Raw genomic sequence first — 16,917 nt, 5'->3', positions numbered from 1 at the left:
CTAGGAGAAACTTTTTCAGCAAACCCTAAATAATTATGACTTTAGACCTGCGCGGCACTCCCTGCCCAATTAATTTTGTCCGGACAAAATTGCAATTAGAGAAAATGACCGCCGGGGAACGGTTGGAAGTCTGGTTAGATGCCGGGGAACCGATCGAACAGGTTCCCACTAGCCTGACAGTGGAGGGTTATCAGATAGAATCGATCGAGGACCGAGATAGCTTTTTTGTTCTCCAAGTCTATCGCCCCGATTTCTAAATGGTAGATGCACAATTAACCGATTTATACGGCACAGTGGTGGCCGTACAGGCGAATTTCTATCAGGTACGCTTGGATTCTCCCGTTATGGGCGAGAATCTTCTCTGTACCCGTCGCGCTCGCTTGCAAAAAATCGGTCAATCGGTGATGGTTGGTGATCGGGTGCGCGTGGAGGAAGCCAATTTTGATGATCGGCAGGGTGCGATCGCAGAAGTCCTCCCCCGCAGTACCGAGATCGATCGGCCGGCCGTTGCCAATATCGAGCAGATTTTGCTAGTTTTTGCCCTTGCCGAACCTGTCCTCGATCCTTGGCTGATCAGTCGTTTTTTGGTGAAAGCCGAGTCCACAGGCTTGGAAATTGCGGTCTGTGTCAATAAAATCGATCTGGGGGAACCGGAACAAATAGAACTCTGGGGCGATCGCCTAGCTGGTTGGGGATATCGTCCCTTTTTTGTCAGTGTGGAGAAAAATCGGGGATTTGAGGCTTTATTGGCACAATTAAACCATAAAATTACTCTCTTGGCCGGTCCATCCGGGGTGGGAAAATCGAGTTTAATTAATTGCCTAATTCCTGAGATTAATCAACGGGTGGGGGATGTGTCGGGAAAACTGCAAAAAGGTCGTCACACTACCCGTCATGTGGAGTTATTTGCTTTACCAAATCGGGGTTTATTGGCCGATAGTCCGGGGTTTAACCAACCGGATATTAAGTGTTTACCGGAACAATTAACTTTTTATTTTCCAGAAGTGAGACAGCGTTTAGCTTTAGGAAATTGTCAATTTAATGATTGTACTCACCGTCGGGAACCTAACTGTGTGGTGAGGGGAGATTGGGAACGTTACCAACATTATTTAGAGTTTTTAGAAGAGGCGATCACACGAGAACAGTCATTACATAAAACTAGCACAAAAGAGTCAAGTTTAAAGTTAAAAATTAAAGAAGCAGGTCAAGAAACCTACGAACCCAAATTAGCTAATAAAAAATATCGTCGTCCTTCCCGTCGCGGCAAAAATCAAGATCAGGAACGCTACGAAAATAAAACTCTCCAAGATATTTATAATGATGATTCTGAATAGAATGGGTTACACTGCGTTCTCAAGATGAAAATTTAACAGCAATGATTGTATATATGGGTTTTTATTGTAATTAATTAAACTTATCTACGAACTAAATTTTTAAGAGTTCTAGAGTTAGCTATTTTCCATGTTCCCTCGTCATTTTCAAGATTATAGCGAACCAATAAGGTACTTAAACCACTATTTTTTTGATCAATTTTACCCTGATTGTTATAGAGTGTTCTTTCTTCAGTAACCACCACATCCACTGTAGCTTGATCGCCAGAGGATGTAAAATTATTAACTGAATCTATTCTCTGAACTCCATAGATATAATAAGCGCCATTATTAGCTAACCATTCGGAAGAACTTTCTTGACCATCAGAGCTTTTTATTTTGTCATTATAAGCTTTACCTGTAAGTAATTTTTCTCCTAAATAGGTTTGATAGGAGGGACCGAAAATATCTCTTTTTGCCTTTAACCAGCGCTCGATTAAATCCACCGCTTCTGAACGAGAAATAGAGTTAACTGTCTGTTGAGGAACAGGTGAATAGACAGCTTCAGGACTGGGTGAGGTATCGATGACACCTTGGGCAATTTTAACTTGATTAAAGTATTTAATTAGGTGCTTTTGTAACTCTTGAGCGCGATTTAAGTCACTAAAAGTTGCCACCTGAATATTACCATCATTAACAAAAGCATCGCGACAAAAGTTATTTTTAACTCTCTCTAAACTATCCTCATCAGTTACTACAACTTTATAGTAAGTATCGGTGATATTCTCATCTCCACAGACAGATTTAGGAAACTCATTATTAATGGTAATATCTGAGTCTTGATTCTCTGGGGAAGGTGACGGAGAAATTGACTCATCTCCAGAAGAATTTGAGAGATAATAACTTAAGACAAAACCACCTAAAATGCCAGTACCGATCATACTACCTATAATTATTGCTTTCACCCATTCAGGTAACGTGCGGGGATTAGAAACAGGTTTTGAAGTTACAGGATAAATTATTTGAGTAGGAGCGTGGGTAGCGGCAGGAATAACGATATTTGTTGCTACAATTGATGGAGGAGCTTGTAGCGCTTCTAACATCTCTTTTGCAGTTAAATAACGTTCGTTAGAGCGCAGTGAAATAGTTTTATCTAGCACAGCTGCTAAACTGATATTAGTATTTAAAGCGAACTGCCGCCAATAAATTTTTCCTGTCATCGGATCGCTCTCTAACATTTCAGGAGTTTTGCCAGTTAGTAGATAAATAGCCGTCAATCCTAAAGCGTAGAGATCACTACTATAAACCGGACGACCGATCGCTTGTTCTGATGGCATAAAACCGGGAGTACCGATAACAATAGAATTAAGAGAATGCCCCGAATTAGAAACCACCGTTCCCATAGTTTCTTTAACCGCACCAAAATCAATTAGGATCGGTAAATGATCATAAATTCGTAGAATAATATTATCGGGTTTTATATCTCGATGGATAATTTTTTGTCCGTGAACATAAATTAAAACCTGTAGAATACTAACTAAAATCTCTTTGACTTGATCATCGGTAAAAACTCCTTTACTCTGTATTCTTTGGCTGAGAGTTTCCCCCTCGATAAATTCCTCGACTAAATAAAATTGATTATTTTCCTCAAAATAAGCGTATAGTTTGGGAATTTGAGGACTATTTTCGCTCAATTTTTCCAGGATAGCGGCTTCTCGATCAAATCTTTCTTTGACAAGATTATGAACCTGGGGATTATCATTAATCGGTTTTAGCTGTTTAACCAGACAGAGCCGTTTTGAGGGCATTTGGCTATCTTCTGCCAAAAAAGTCTCTCCGAAACCACCATCGGCAATTAATCGCAAGACTTTGTAACGATTTTGTAGAATTAAATCCGTCATGGGGAAACATCACTGTTTACTTAACAATCTCCACTGATCAGATTATCGCCGACCTCCCCTCCCATTCAGAACCGTGCTTGAGATGTTCACCTCAGACGGACTTAGTTTGACTGCTCTCTTGTTAAGGGTACAGCTTGACAATGATTGTCTGGGTCAACTTCAACTTGACAGACCAGTAGTTCCCACTATAGCTTAGTTTGAGGCTCAGGCAGCTTCCCGATTCTACCCTCGGATGCTATAGTCAGCAAAAAATTTTTAGAAACTTCTTGACAAAACCGGGGAGATAAATGCTAATATTAAAAAGGTCTGTCCAATGGGGATTAGCCAAGCGGTAAGGCAGCGGGTTTTGGTCCCGCCATTTCCTAGGTTCGAATCCTAGATCCCCAGTTTAAGATTTTTTATCCCCAATCCGCCAATGGTTGAGAATATCCTCGATCAAAGCTTCCTTTAGCCAAATACGACCGATAAGCGTCAGGGGAACCGCCAGAAATAGCCCTAAAAAGCCAAAAATCGAGGCAAAAAACAACTGGGCCAACAGGGTAAAAGCGGGTAAGAGCTTGAGGGACGGCACTGTTAAAATGGGCAGCGGTGGATGATGGTCGAAATATTGAATTAACAGATAGATACTGCTGTAGAGTAATAAAACTGCCCAGGGTTGCCAGGGAGCCTCCAGAAGGGCGATAGAAAAGGGTAAAATCGTGCTTAAAACCGGCCCGAGGTTAGGGATAAAGGTGAGAAATCCCGCCAGGATAGATTGGGAAAAAGCGAGGGGAATGCCGATCAGGGATAGACCCAGGCAACTGCCCAAGGTCATAATCAACATATGACAGAAAATCCCTTTCAGCCAAGCTTTTAAATCTCGATCGCATTGTTCTAGGATCGATCGTACCCTAGGACGGTAGAAAGCGGGAAATAAACGCAGAAAACAACGGTGGTAAGCGGCAGGATCGGCGAGAATCATCAAGCTCAGGGCAACAATTAGCAGTAAGCTGAGGATAATACCGAAAGTGCCGTAGAAAATGCTTAAACCCCGGCCAGCAATTTGGTTAATCAGGGGTTGTAATTGAGCCAGCAGCGTTTTAAAGTCCGGGAAGACAGTGGCCAGACTAGGATCGAGATAATCCTCAAGACTATGGACTTGTCCCCAGAGTCTTTCTATAGCTTGGGGTAATAAACTAAATAATTGGCGAAATTGTTGGACTAAAGCGGGTATAATCCCCACAAAAATACCGATTATACCAATAAAGAAGCTAAAAAGGGTGATAATTAGGGCGTAGGAACGCTTGAGGTGATGACGCTGCCACCAAGTCACAGCCAAATTTAAAATCTGCGCCAGAAGAATCGCCATCAATAATAATAGGAGAATCTGTCGAATCTGCCAGAGAATCAACAGACAGAAGACTAACAGGACTAAACCGAGGCTGCTGCCAAAAGTCATGATGAGTAAGGAGAAAAATTCCTAATCAGTTATTGTCCGTCTCCAGAGGGCAAAAACCGTGAGCAGAAAAGGAGTAAAAACCAGAATTAAAGTGTTAAGAGGACTGGGAGTGATCGATAATAAAGGGGCAAGATATTTAATTGCCAGGGAAATTAAAGCCGATATCAAGATTATTTTGATAATAAAGCCGCTCATAGATCAGTTTTTAGGTGACACAAGCACTATCTTATCCCTGAATAGGGTAAATTTTGGTCAGAATGTGGCAATCATACCCCATGGATTTGATTAATACTATTGCTCAAGTTAAAAAAAGATATAAAACGGCAAAAATTGAGCTTGCTGGCAATAATAACATTTTTCAAGAATGTGGGCGAAGTTGCTAGATTTTCTGGGCGAGGTCAGTCCAGAGGGAAGGGGAAATTATGAAACAATGATGGTATGGCGGTTCGTTTGGCCACCTCCAGCCTCCAAATTAATCCTCAAACCCCTAGAGGCTCCTTTGGCGGGCGACCAAACCCGGCCATAAAGGGATACTACGGCCAACTAGAAAATATTAAATTTTTATAAAGTTTTTTCAATTTCCCTAGCAAAATGTAAGAATAGATACAGAATAAGAAATAAGATCTTGTCATTTGTTGTCCCTAAATAGAGACGACAAGAGAGATTAAAGTCACTTTAAAGCATTGCAGGGAGTCGGTGATATGACGTTAGTCTATCGAGGAGTTAAGTACGAAAGGGATTCTCTCCCCTTGGAGATGAATACTGGAGATATCGGGGGTAAATACCGAGGTCAAGACTGGAATCACCATTATCCTCGCCATATGCTCCAATTAGAGCCGAAACTGCATCGTCAGTATCGTGGAGTTGCCTACAGCACCCGTCCTCATTTTGCCGAGCAAGTCATCCCGAACACTTGTCCGTTGCCCGTTGTCAAACCCCCTGTTGTTGTCCAGGAGGAAACCCTTTCTAGTATCCATCTGAACAATATTCGTCGTCGTCTGGAACGTCGTTTACAAATCGCTCAAGAGAATGGTGACGAAACCCTCGTTAATCTCTTGAAAAAAGAATCCCAAGACTTAGCCTTAAACTGCTAGATTAGCGGTTTTTCCCCACTTTCCCCTCGGTTCTGCCGGGGGGAATATTTTTGGGCGCAAAAATGCCTAAATCTTCCCCCCGCTCACTCCCAGGGCCGGCACTTTTTGATTTTAAAAAAGCCTCAAGATATTATCCAACAAGGTTTTTAAATTTTTTCAGCCAACTCTAGTTAGGAGTTTACAAGCTTTTAATTATATTAGGTCGAGGTCTATTTTAGTTCGGGTTCGGATTGGGGCGTTGTATCATTTCCACAACATTTTTGATACCTTGGATAAAAGTTTGAAAACTACGCGATTTATTTTCAGTTAGGGAAAGATGGGGGGCAATCTGTTTAGAGTGGGTTCCTGCATAATACTCTTTCACTAGCTTTTTTAATTCTTGTTTGGCCGAGTTAAGCAGGTCTGGTTCTCTGTATTTACTTTTATTTTGTTTTTGACCGAGACTATTTAAATTATACGCCTTGGCCACCGCTGCTAAATCTCCCAGAAACCAAGATTCTAATTCATGGCAAATAATCCTAATTAAGACTTGAGCATCACTGGCATTTTGACAAATTTGCCCTAGGTCTTTTTTGAGTTTTTGACAATCGTGGGAATCCTGATCATGGACAATAATAAATTTGGTATTGGGACTAGATTTCTTGAAAGCTTTGAGTTTTATAGGAATAGATTTGGCTAGGTCTTGTTTGCCTTGATGACTAATACATTTATACCTTATTTCTGGGGGAATAAGTTTAGGCAAAAGTTCGTTTAACACATTTTCTATAGATGACTCTTCTAGCAAAAATACGATATCATAGTTCATTATGGTGCTACTCCTTCAAACCAACCTTGATTCCAAAGATAGCCGGGTAAATCGCCTTCCGCTACTAAGTTTTTGAGGATTTCGCTATCGGCAGCCCTATGGATTTGGGTGATACCTTGGGATTTAATTAGCCAGAAAATACTAGCTAGTGGAACCGCGTTGATAAAATCGGGGGAGTGGCTAGAAACAAATACCTGACCCCCCCGATAGCTATAGTGGGCGAATTCTTCGGCTAGTTCTTTTAATAAAGTAGGATAAAGTTGGTTTTCTGGTTCTTCGACACAGAGTAGGGGATGAGGATTGGGATCGAATAGTAATATTAAATAAGCGAACATTTTCATAGTCCCGTCAGAAACATAGCGATCAATAAAAGGATCTTTAAAGGCCTGATCTTGAAAACGTAAAATCAAGCGACCGTCTTCGGTTTCTTTGGCTTCCACAGAGGAAATACCCGGAACTCTTTGTTTCATTTTTTCGAGAATTTGCTGAAAAATTTGGGGATATTGTTGATAAATATATTGAGCGACTGTAGCTATATTGTCGCCGGTGGTGGATAAGTGTTCAGCATAAGATATTTCTTTACTTCCTCTAGCTTCGCTAATATGAAAGTCAGAAACGTGCCAATTTTCAATCAGAGAACGAAAGGCTGTAGCGGCTTTAAAACGTTGAAATTGTCCTAATCCTTTAATTGCTAGTATATCGTTAGATTCTAGCTGTTGTTCTTCTCGATCGAGTTCTTTATCCGGTTTACTAAAATCTTCTTCGTTGGTGATAGCATATCCTTGACCAAGTTGAAAATCTAAAAAATGAAAAGGTTTACCGTGTTCACCCCGTTTATAGCGAAGTATTTCGCGTTTGATAACGGGGCGATTATTGTTTTGTCCAATTATGATTTGATAAGTAACCAGACGTTCTGTATCTAAGATTTTCATGGGAAATTGCAGCTCGATTTCAATATCTTCCTGTTCTTGACCTCTAGTGATAATTTCTCTATAACCGCCGCGAATTTGTAAAGCTTGGCGAATGTTGTTTTTAAGGGCATCTCGCAGAAACCCAAAAATATCAAATAGAGTAGATTTTCCCGTGCCGTTAGCTCCAATAATCACGCAAAAAGGGGGAATATCTCTTATGTGTATATTTTTAAACATACGATAGTTTTTTATTTTAATAGAAACAATTTTCATGATATAATCGAGCCGTTATAGTTTTTTTTATTATACGATTGATCCGGTGAAGATAATTGATCAATTAGTCAAAAAAGCCAGAGATTGGACTCTCTTGGAAATTGGGGTATAAATCAGCTAGAAACTAGAGAGGCAAGCTCAACCGCCTAGGGAAGGGACAAGAAACCAGACTCAACACAAGTTGCCCAAAATAGCGTAAATTGTCTATAAATTTGTTCAACGACTTAAATTAGTACAAATGTTTGACTGTATTATCATCGGTGCGGGACCAGCAGGAGCGACGGCGGGTTATCATCTAGCTAAAAAGGGGCGATCGATTCTGATCCTCGATAAAGCGAAATTACCCCGTTATAAACCCTGTGGTGGGGGGGTATCCCCGGCAATTAAGCAGTGGTTTGATTTTGATTTTACCCCCGTGATCGAGAATACCGTCACGCAAGTGGAGTTTACTTGGAAACAGGGGGATACCGTCACCACTAAGTTAAATATGCTAGAACCGATGTGGATGGTACAAAGGGATCGTTTCGATGATTTTTTAGGTCAACAGGCGATCGCAGTCGGGGCAACCATCCAAGATAACAGCGAAGTTACCCAGATCAAATTCCTTCAAGATCACTGGCAAGTTACCACATCACAGGGAACATTTTCAGGTAAATATCTGATTGCTGCCGATGGTGTTAGGGGCAATACCAGTCGCTGGTTGGGATTACCGGCGAAAAACCAAGCGATCGGGGCTACCCTCGAAATTACTAACGAAGGGGCTACTATTCCCCCCCAAAAAGCTTTTTTTGACTTTGGTTCCCTAAAAAATGGTTATATCTGGGCTTTTCCCAAGTCTAATGGTTACACAATTAGCGGTGGTTGTTTTAAGGGCAGCATCAAATCCGAGGATCTGAAAAAACAACTGTTAAATTATGCCCGTCAAAAGGGCTGGAATTTAGAGGATTATCGCTATAGTGAGTATGCTTTAGCCCTTTGGAACGGAAATAAACCGCTACACGCCCAAAATGCCCTAATTACAGGAGAAGCGGCGGGGATTCTCGATCCTCTCATCGGTGAGGGTATCCGTCCGGCAATTTTGACGGGAGTTAAGGCAGCCGAGGCGATCGATCGAGCTTTAGCCGGGGATAATCAGGCTTTAGCGGGCTATAGTCGGATAATTCGGGAAGAATGGGGGGAAGATATGGCTTTAGCGGCCAAATTAGCCGGTTTATTCTATCAATTTACCCAAATCGCCTACAATATCGCCGTTAAACGCCCGATCGCCGGTCAACTGATGGGACGTATTCTCGTGGGAGATTTAAAATACCGGGATGTTACGGATCAAGCGATGCAACAATTGAAAAAGCTTTTACTGCCCGGATTCGGTTGGTGATAACACCTCGCGCACCAGGGTGGGGGTGACTCGATCGCTAATGGTGACTTGGCCGATTGCCGTTGGTAAAATAAATCTAACCTTGCCATCTTTAACTTTTTTATCGGCAGTGAGAGCATTTACCATCTCATCGGCATTTAAAGGCGGAATACGGGTTTCTAAGGCGGCTTTTTCGATTAAATCGGTTTGACGTTGATTTTCCCCGGCGGTCCACATTCCCAGTTTAACAGCGATCGCTCCTGCCGCCACCATCCCCATGGCCACCGCTTCCCCGTGGTTAACGCTAGTATATCCCGTTAGACTTTCAATGCCGTGGGCGATCGTGTGACCATAGTTTAAGATCGCCCGCAAACCCGCTTCTTTTTCGTCTGTGCATACCACATCTGCTTTAGCTTGGCAAGACTTTGTAATAATTGTTTGCAATAGCTCGCCATCGATCTGAGAAAAACTGGCTAAATTGTCCGAGTCTTCTAACTGTTGAAATAACTCAGCATCCCAAATTACACCGTATTTAATCACTTCTGCCATTCCTGCCCGAAATTCTCGCACGGGTAGGCTTTTAAGCACCCTAGGATCAATCAGAACTAATTTCGGTTGATAAAACGCCCCGATCAGATTTTTGCCCTGGGGATGATTAACACCAGTTTTACCCCCGATGGAAGCGTCCACCATCGCTAACAGAGTGGTGGGAACCTGGACAAAATTAACGCCCCGTAACCATGTGGCTGCTGCAAATCCAGTCATATCCCCGATTACACCACCACCGAGGGCAACCATAGTCGAGGAACGTTCCAGCCGGTGAGCGAGGGCGCTATCATAAACTTGGGCGATCGAATCGAGGGTTTTATAATTTTCGCCAGCGGGGATCAGATGAGTAGAAACAACAAAGCCCGCTTTTTCTAGGGAATTAACGGCTATCTGCCCGTAATAGTCAAAAATTTCGGGATTAGAAACCAATAAAACCTTTTTACCTAAGCTTAACTGGCTCATTTCTCCACCGAGATTAGCTAAACTGCCCTTCTCGATCAGAATATTATAGGAGCGATCGGGTAAATTAACGGGAATACAAATAGCCATAGGGTGTGGGGTGATGTTTCAGTAAACAGTGATCAGTGATCAGTAAACAGTGATCAGTAAACAGTAAAAAAGCAGCTCCGAGCTTGTCGCTTAATACTATTCACTGAAAACTTAAATCTTATGACTGATAACTGATAACTGATAACTGATAACTGAGTCGGTTATTGACGCAGCTTAGTCAACTCTAAGAGCAGACGACAGGATAAAAAACAGATAAAGCTCTCTCCCAGAAAGAGACTTAATTGCCAAGCGTCAGCGAGCAAGTCTGTGGATAATTGTAGGGGAACTAGGCCGCGGACTAGGGCAAAAGCTGCCACTGTACCATCTTTGAGATGGGGATTATCGTCGTTACGGACGACATAACGATAGGTGACACCGAAGAGAAATCCGCTAATTATCGCCCCGGATATCTTGACAAAAGCGCCAATTAGTGCGATCGATTCCCCTAACAATAGTCGATCAACAGTTAAAAATAGCAGATAGGGAACCAGGAAAGCCAGAGCCGAGATACTCCCCACCTGTATGGATTCGATTCTTTCCTTGAGCGTAATTTGCACGATCGCCTCTCTAAAACGGAGTCACTGATGAAGTATTATAAATTGAGTAGTTATCTCCTAAGTATTTCGTTTAACAAAGGCAATTATGGATATTTTGACACTTGGTTGGGTTAGCATTCTCGCCCTGTTCACTTGGTCGATCGCCATGGTGGTTTGGGGTCGTAACGGTTTCTAGGTAATCTATAGATACCATGGAAACATCCTTGATTCTCAACACTCTCTTTCTAGTCGCCTTAATTCTCCTCGTTATCGTCAGTGGTGGCATTCTCTACCTGACGACTACAGAATGGCGCGATCGCCGTCGTCAAGATGGCGATAAAAAATTAGGAAAATAATCCTGAACAGGTGTACTTAATTACGCCTGTTTTTCCTTTACTATAGATTTCCTGCAAAAATCAAAAATCTGACCTTAGGTGAGGAGACGGTCGATAGGATAATCCGAGACAGGAGGATAAAAAAGACAAGAAACAACTATGCTATCCACAAAACCTAAGATTATGTCAGATTTATCTGAGTTTTTAGATATTTTGACTAGATAGCGGTTCGAGAACTTACTTTTTCAGGAGGTCTTAAGTAGCTAGACGCAATTAATTAGACATATCTCACCACCTCTTGCCTTTTGCCTCTTGCCTTTTGCCTACTACTTATGATTAAAATACTGCACTTATCGGATATTCACATGGGGAGCGGTTTTTCCCATGGACGTTTAAATCCAAAAACGGGATTAAATACTCGTTTAGAGGATTTTATGGGCAGTTTAAGCCTCTGTATCGATCGGGCTATTGCCTCCCCTGTGGATCTAGTTCTTTTTGGGGGAGATGCCTTTCCCGATGCCACTCCTCCTCCTTTTGTTCACGAAGCTTTTGCCAGTCAATTCCGTCGTCTTGCCGATGCTAATATCCCGACGGTGTTATTAGTAGGTAATCACGATCAACATTCTCAGGGTAATGGCGGTGTCAGTCTCTCCATCTATCGTACCCTAGCGGTGCCGGGGTTTATTGTTGGCGATCGCCTGACCACCCATCGCATCACCACTCGCAATGGCGATATCCAAGTAATTACTTTACCCTGGTTAACCCGCGCCACTCTCTTAACCCGTCCCGAAACCGAGGGTTTATCCTTGAGTGGGGTAAATGAATTATTAATTAACCGTTTGGAACCAGTTTTAGAAGGAGAAATTCGCCAATTAGATACAAGTGTACCAACAATTTTATTAGCCCATTTAATGGCCGATCGAGCTAGTTTAGGAGCAGAAAGATTTTTAGCGGTTGGTAAAGGTTTTACCGTGCCTTTATCGCTGCTAAATCGTCCACAATTCGAGTATGTCGCCCTCGGTCATGTTCACAAACATCAAAATCTTAATCCTAGCAATGATCCGCCTATTGTCTATCCGGGGAGCATTGATCGAGTGGATTTTAGCGAGGAAAAAGAAGATAAGGGCTATGTTTTAATAGAAGTGGCTAAAGGAGAGGTTAAATGGGAATTTTGTCCTTTACCCGTGCGTCCTTTCCGTTCGATCGAAGTGGATGTTTCCGAGGCAGAAAACCCCCAAAAGGAATTGTTGAAAGCTCTCAAAAAATACGATATTCAGGAAGCAGTTATCCGCTTAGTTTATAAAATTCGCAGTGAACAATTAGAACTAATCAACACCAATCAGCTTGACGAAGCGTTAAAAACTGCCCATAGTTATAGTATTCGGGCGGAGTTAATTAGTCAATTAACCCGTCCCCGTTTACCGGAATTAGGGGTGGGTAATCAATTAGATCCGATGGAGGCGTTAAAAGCTTATATCGATAATAAGAAAGATTTGCGCGATATTGTTGATGATATGTTAGAGGCAGCCCAGCTTTTATTAAATCAACAGCCAGAAATTTGGCTAGAGGAAGAAACCTCGATTTAGTTATCAGTTATCAGTTATCAGTTATCAGTTTACTGCTCACTGAAACATCTTCCCTATCCCTCTTTGAACTAACAATGAGTTTATGTCTTAATCCCGATTGTTTATATAACAATGATCCTACAGATAAATTCTGTCAAAAATGTCGCTTTCAATTATTACTAAAAGATCGTTATCGTGCTATAAAATTAATTGGACAAGGGGGTTTCGGTAAAACTTTTCAAGCAATTGATGAGGATAAACCTTCTAAACCTTATTGTGTGATTAAACAATTTTTTCCTAGCGCTCAAGATAGTAACGCCCTCAAGAAAGCTGCGGAATTATTTAAAGAAGAAGCGATTAGTTTAGATAATCTCGGTCAACACCCACAAATTCCCTCCCTCTATGCCTATTTTACCAGCAATGATGGGCGACAATATCTTGTTCAAGAATATATTGAGGGAGAAAATCTAGAACAAGAATTACAAAGCGAGGGAGTTTTCAATGAGGAAAAGATTAAACATCTTTTATTGGAAATTTTGCCAATTCTTGATTTTATCCATGCTAAAAGAGTCATTCATCGGGATATTAAACCAGCTAATATAATTAGGAGACGCAGCGATAATAAAATAATTTTAGTGGATTTTGGTGCCTCTAAATTTATGACCATTGCTAATCTTTCCCTGACAGGAACAGTGATCGGTTCGGCGGGATATATCGCCCCAGAACAAGGCAATGGTAAAGCGATTAATAGCAGTGATTTATATAGTTTGGGAGTCACTTGTATCTATTTATTAACGGGAATATCTCCCTTTGAATTATTCGATGTGAGTGAACATGAATGGGTATGGAGACAGCACCTGATTAATAATCCTGTTAGTGTTGGATTAGGCGAAATTTTAGATAAATTAATTGAATTTGGCACCAAAAAACGTTATCAATCAGCTGGGGAAGTCCTGCAAGAGTTAGCAGTAAAATTAGCCGTCGTGATTCCGCCAAAACCCCGATCACAGAATACAATTCAAGAAACGGTTTTGCCAGTTTTTCCAGCCGCCACCAGGGAGGAAATTAACCTCAAAAGTGCCAAGGCAATTGATTACACTAACCTACGGTATTTATTGGCGCAAGAAAAATGGCAAGAGGCAGATCAAGAAACAGCTAATCTATTTTTAAAAGTTGCCGATCGAACTAAAGAAAAATATCTTAAGATAGAAGATATAGATAACTTTCCCTGTGAAGATTTAGCCACTATCAATCAACTCTGGTTACAATATAGTCAGGGAAAATTCGGTATATCTGTTCAGAAAAGAATCTATGAAAGTTTAGGAGGAAGCGGCAATTATGATCAACAAAAATGGAACGATTTTGGATCAAAAGTCGGTTGGCGAGTTAATAACAAGTGGTTATACTACGATCAAATTACTTTCTCTCTCAAAGCACCCTGGGGACATCTTCCCACCCTTGTGTGGGGTGTGGGTGGTGGCATAATTCTTTTTTCTCGTCTGGAAACCTGTACGATGGACGGAGTTTCCAGCAGGGGATAAATTGACTTAAAAGCTTTTCTGGAGAATTAAACAATTTCTCCCTTCGCCAGTGCGGATATATTGTAAAGTATCAGTAAAAGAACGCATGAAAAGTAATCCTCGATCGCTTTCCATTTCCAAAGGTGCGAGGGGATGTTGTTGTAGAGAATCAAGTTTGGCTTGCAGATCAAAAGGTTGACCGTGATCCCATATTTTTATTTCTAGAGAATGGGACGAAAAAGTTAATTCTAGATCGATCGCTGTGGTCGGTGGTAAATGTTGGTGAGCGTAACGGACAGTATTAGTAAATCCTTCTGCTAAAGCCACCTTACACTGCCAAAGCACCGAGTCGGGTAGAAAAGAACGGCCGTGGGATTCAAACCATTGTAGGACTGGGATTAAAGCTGCCAATTCCGTCCGGACTTGTAGATGGAAATGGAGGGGGGAAGAAGGGGAATTTAAGACTTCAGAAGGCACCACTGTTTTTTTGAAAGAGAATCAAAATTGTTTTAAAAATCAGTTGTAGATCGTAGCCTAAGCTCCAATTTTCTTGATAGCGCAAATCTAGTTGAATTACCTCTTCAAAATTACGCACCCGAGAGCGACCATTCACCTGCCATTCTCCCGTCATACCGGGTTTTACATCTAAACGTTGCCATTGGGGAACATCGTAGCGTTCCACCTCATCGGGTGTGGGGGGACGAGTGCCAACAAGACTCATTTCACCGGTGATCACATTCCAAAACTGGGGCAATTCGTCTAAACTGGTACGACGTAAAAATTTTCCTACCCGGGTAATCCGGGGATCATTTTTATTCTTAAAAAAAGCTCCCTGCGCTTGATTGGGGATTTTATCCTTGAGTGCTTCTGCATCCACACACATGGAACGAAACTTGAGAATTTTAAATTGCTTTCCCAACCAACCGCAGCGGGTTTGACTAAAAAAAATTGGACCTGGACTGTCTAACTTAATAGCGATAGCAATGGGGACAAAAATAAACCCCGTGATTAATAAACCCACGATCCCACCAACAATGTCAAGACAGCGCTTTAACCAACTGCGAATCGAGGGATGGGTTTCGGGTAGATCGTTTTCAGTGGCAGTAAAGCCGTTTTCTTGGGGTGCTAGGGGGGGGGTTTGGAAAGTGAATAATTGATCTAGTCCCGTAATCGATAAAACCCCCATCACTGGGGGATGGACGTTAGCCAGCACTAACTCGATATTTTCTGCCCTGGCCGCTTTGAGATTATGGACTAAAGCACCCACACCACTACTATCCATAAATTGAGTGGCATTCAGATCAAGAATGACTTTTTCGGGAGTGGGTGTTTGGGCGATGAGATGGTGAAAGAGATCTTTGAACTGTACTGCTTCCAAGACAGTCAAGCGATCGGGCATCCGCAAAACGGGATACTCCATCGGAATGATCAGAAAACGTGTTTCAGGGAGTTGGGAAGTCATCGACACAAAGAGGTGGTTTGATAGATGAACAAGGCCTGATGACCTACCTAATGTTTACTACACTTTTCCCCAAATACCAATGGGTAATGTCAGAGATTGCCTGTGATTATCGGCTAACGAATCTCACCTAGGGGCGGACGGCCTTGGGTTTGGGCTTTCGCTTTGGCCGCACTCTTTCTCAGGGCATCTAAACGGGTCTCATAACGCTTACGCAGACGACGGTTGGGTGTTTGTTCGATTAGGGTTTTAAAGGCACTGCCTAGGCTCTTGTAGGCGTTGGGGAGAGAATAACCGAAACGGGTGGCGATGGCGATCGCTTTTTCATCGGCTTCGATCGCTTCTTTGAGAATTTTATCGCCATTATTTTTGCGCCAGAGACGATAACCGGAAATCCCACATAATCCCATAGCCAAAAGCAATAATAACCCGTCCTGTACCCATAATTCCCCCACTGCGCCACCTAAGCCAATAGCGAGGGCGGCCATTTCCCAGCCTTCCCGGGGAATACTATCATTTTGAATCCTGGCCACTTCATGCCAAAAGAGCAAATTACGCTGATCGATGGCTAAATTTTCCCATTTTGCTAAATCTATCTGAATTTCTACCTCATCTCTGCCAATTTCTTCACAACGGATCAGGGGGGGATTAATCTCTGTGGAACCTTCTACCGTTACCCAACTTTGTAATTCTGGGGGTAGTAGGGTTTTTAGGCGCCGAAGTTCGCTCATTTCGGCTCGTGCAGAGGAGGCCGCATAAGATGTCATAGATTTTTTACCTATTCTCTACCAATGACGATGAATTCTATTTTCGATCATAGCGGTCTTTTTTGTGATCTTGGCAGCTTTTGGCAGTAGGAAGCATTTTCAGTGATCAGTAATCAGTCATCAGTGAGGGAAGTGGGAAGTGGGAAGTGGGGAGTGGGGAAGTGGGGGAGATGGGGAGAAACAATCCATAACTGGGTTTTTAAAGTTCGATTGGGAGTCAATCATACTAAGTAGGTGGGTGTTAAAAATTGTCAGATACCCCCCTTAATAAGCTATCCATTAGTCACATCTTTCTTAACATAAAATTTGACAAAAAGAGAAAAGTGTGCAAGATGGCTCAAGGGAGTTCTATGGGGGACTAATTTGATGAGATAGTTTCCAAGTCTGGCTGATATCATGTAACCTTCGCAGCTAAGTACAGGACAAAAAGCTTGAAAAGTAGGCGGGAGTAGGGTTTTATGAGAAATAGCACTAATCTCGAAAACCCTATGAATCAGTATAGCGCCTTAAAGCAAGCCCTTCAACCCCATCTAGGATGGCATGGTGCCAGA

At 42.1% G+C, this 16,917-nt stretch carries 18 protein-coding genes and 1 tRNA gene; 9 read left to right on the top strand and 10 right to left on the bottom strand.

Annotation, left to right across the window (positions count from 1 at the left end; all coding sequences use genetic code 11):
• Positions 1-35 precede the first annotated feature (35 nt).
• Both O9334_RS18265 and rsgA read left to right on the top strand, forming a co-directional pair.
• Positions 36-257, top strand: a complete 222-nt coding sequence (locus O9334_RS18265; protein WP_045358511.1) for a sulfurtransferase TusA family protein — start codon at positions 36-38, stop codon at positions 255-257.
• Positions 258-1,334 carry a small ribosomal subunit biogenesis GTPase RsgA gene (gene rsgA, locus O9334_RS18260; RefSeq protein ID WP_045358512.1) on the top strand — a complete coding sequence of 359 codons (1,077 nt, stop codon included), beginning with the start codon at positions 258-260 and terminating at the stop codon, positions 1,332-1,334.
• A gap of 80 nt (positions 1,335-1,414) precedes the next feature.
• On the opposite strand, the gene O9334_RS18255 is transcribed toward rsgA, so the two are convergent.
• Positions 1,415-3,211, bottom strand: a complete 1,797-nt coding sequence (locus O9334_RS18255) for a protein kinase domain-containing protein (protein ID WP_288001677.1) — start codon at positions 3,209-3,211, stop codon at positions 1,415-1,417.
• 314 nt (positions 3,212-3,525) lie between these two features.
• Between O9334_RS18255 and O9334_RS18250 the strand changes: the two genes are divergently transcribed.
• A tRNA-Gln gene (locus O9334_RS18250) sits at positions 3,526-3,598 on the top strand.
• A gap of 1 nt (position 3,599) precedes the next feature.
• Here O9334_RS18250 and O9334_RS18245 read toward each other — a convergent pair.
• Both O9334_RS18245 and O9334_RS18240 read right to left on the bottom strand, forming a co-directional pair.
• Entirely contained in the window at positions 3,600-4,649 is a 1,050-nt protein-coding gene (locus O9334_RS18245) for an AI-2E family transporter (RefSeq protein WP_045358513.1), read from the bottom strand.
• Between the two features lie 21 nt (positions 4,650-4,670).
• Positions 4,671-4,844, bottom strand: coding sequence for a hypothetical protein (locus O9334_RS18240; RefSeq protein WP_190380469.1), 174 nt, complete (start codon positions 4,842-4,844; stop codon positions 4,671-4,673).
• Between the two features lie 506 nt (positions 4,845-5,350).
• On the opposite strand from O9334_RS18240, the gene O9334_RS18235 reads away from it, so the two are divergent.
• Positions 5,351-5,743 (top strand): DUF4278 domain-containing protein, encoded by a 393-nt coding sequence (locus O9334_RS18235; protein ID WP_045358514.1) that lies wholly within the window; start codon positions 5,351-5,353, stop codon positions 5,741-5,743.
• A gap of 214 nt (positions 5,744-5,957) precedes the next feature.
• On the opposite strand, the gene O9334_RS18230 is transcribed toward O9334_RS18235, so the two are convergent.
• Together O9334_RS18230 and O9334_RS18225 are read right to left on the bottom strand one after the other, a co-directional pair.
• A complete protein-coding gene (locus tag O9334_RS18230; protein ID WP_288001674.1) occupies positions 5,958-6,548 on the bottom strand; it encodes a DUF4276 family protein in 591 nt (196 codons plus the stop codon).
• On the bottom strand, positions 6,548-7,732 hold the full coding sequence (locus O9334_RS18225) for an AAA family ATPase (RefSeq protein ID WP_288016837.1): 1,185 nt from the start codon (positions 7,730-7,732) through the stop codon (positions 6,548-6,550). Before O9334_RS18225 ends, O9334_RS18230 begins: the two co-directional genes overlap by 1 nt.
• A 238-nt stretch (positions 7,733-7,970) precedes the next feature.
• Between O9334_RS18225 and O9334_RS18220 the strand changes: the two genes are divergently transcribed.
• Positions 7,971-9,107 (top strand): geranylgeranyl reductase family protein, encoded by a 1,137-nt coding sequence (locus tag O9334_RS18220; RefSeq protein WP_288001668.1) that lies wholly within the window; start codon positions 7,971-7,973, stop codon positions 9,105-9,107.
• On the opposite strand, the gene aroB is transcribed toward O9334_RS18220, so the two are convergent.
• A complete protein-coding gene (gene aroB, locus O9334_RS18215) occupies positions 9,084-10,184 on the bottom strand; it encodes a 3-dehydroquinate synthase (protein WP_045358517.1) in 1,101 nt (366 codons plus the stop codon). The genes O9334_RS18220 and aroB overlap by 24 nt on opposite strands.
• 161 nt (positions 10,185-10,345) lie before the next feature.
• The gene (locus tag O9334_RS18210; protein ID WP_045358518.1) at positions 10,346-10,741 is read right to left on the bottom strand and encodes a hypothetical protein; all 396 of its coding nucleotides are present in this window, start codon (positions 10,739-10,741) and stop codon (positions 10,346-10,348) included.
• Between the two features lie 85 nt (positions 10,742-10,826).
• On the opposite strand from O9334_RS18210, the gene petN reads away from it, so the two are divergent.
• The 4 genes from petN (at position 10,827) to O9334_RS18190 (ending at position 14,161) form a co-directional block, all read left to right on the top strand.
• Positions 10,827-10,916, top strand: coding sequence for a cytochrome b6-f complex subunit PetN (gene petN, locus O9334_RS18205; RefSeq protein ID WP_012265708.1), 90 nt, complete (start codon positions 10,827-10,829; stop codon positions 10,914-10,916).
• 16 nt (positions 10,917-10,932) lie between these two features.
• On the top strand, positions 10,933-11,076 hold the full coding sequence (locus O9334_RS18200; RefSeq protein WP_002736416.1) for a hypothetical protein: 144 nt from the start codon (positions 10,933-10,935) through the stop codon (positions 11,074-11,076).
• A gap of 311 nt (positions 11,077-11,387) precedes the next feature.
• Complete coding sequence (gene sbcD, locus O9334_RS18195) at positions 11,388-12,641, top strand: exonuclease subunit SbcD (RefSeq protein ID WP_288001666.1); 1,254 nt, start codon at positions 11,388-11,390, stop codon at positions 12,639-12,641.
• Positions 12,642-12,715: 74 nt separating this feature from the next.
• A complete protein-coding gene (locus O9334_RS18190) occupies positions 12,716-14,161 on the top strand; it encodes a serine/threonine-protein kinase (protein ID WP_288001692.1) in 1,446 nt (481 codons plus the stop codon).
• Positions 14,162-14,167: 6 nt separating this feature from the next.
• On the opposite strand, the gene O9334_RS18185 is transcribed toward O9334_RS18190, so the two are convergent.
• The 3 genes from O9334_RS18185 to O9334_RS18175 form a co-directional block, all read right to left on the bottom strand.
• Positions 14,168-14,620 (bottom strand): ATP-binding protein, encoded by a 453-nt coding sequence (locus O9334_RS18185; RefSeq protein WP_288001663.1) that lies wholly within the window; start codon positions 14,618-14,620, stop codon positions 14,168-14,170.
• Positions 14,607-15,602, bottom strand: a complete 996-nt coding sequence (locus O9334_RS18180) for an anti-sigma factor antagonist (RefSeq protein WP_045358521.1) — start codon at positions 15,600-15,602, stop codon at positions 14,607-14,609. The genes O9334_RS18185 and O9334_RS18180 overlap by 14 nt, the downstream gene beginning before the upstream one ends.
• Positions 15,603-15,715: 113 nt before the next feature.
• A complete protein-coding gene (locus O9334_RS18175; RefSeq protein WP_045358522.1) occupies positions 15,716-16,366 on the bottom strand; it encodes a DUF3318 domain-containing protein in 651 nt (216 codons plus the stop codon).
• Positions 16,367-16,917 lie beyond the last annotated feature (551 nt).

This window comes from Microcystis sp. LE19-8.1F (assembly GCF_027531715.1).
GTDB lineage: Bacteria > Cyanobacteriota > Cyanobacteriia > Cyanobacteriales > Microcystaceae > Microcystis > Microcystis wesenbergii_A.
This window is presented reverse-complemented; position numbering and strand designations above follow the sequence as displayed.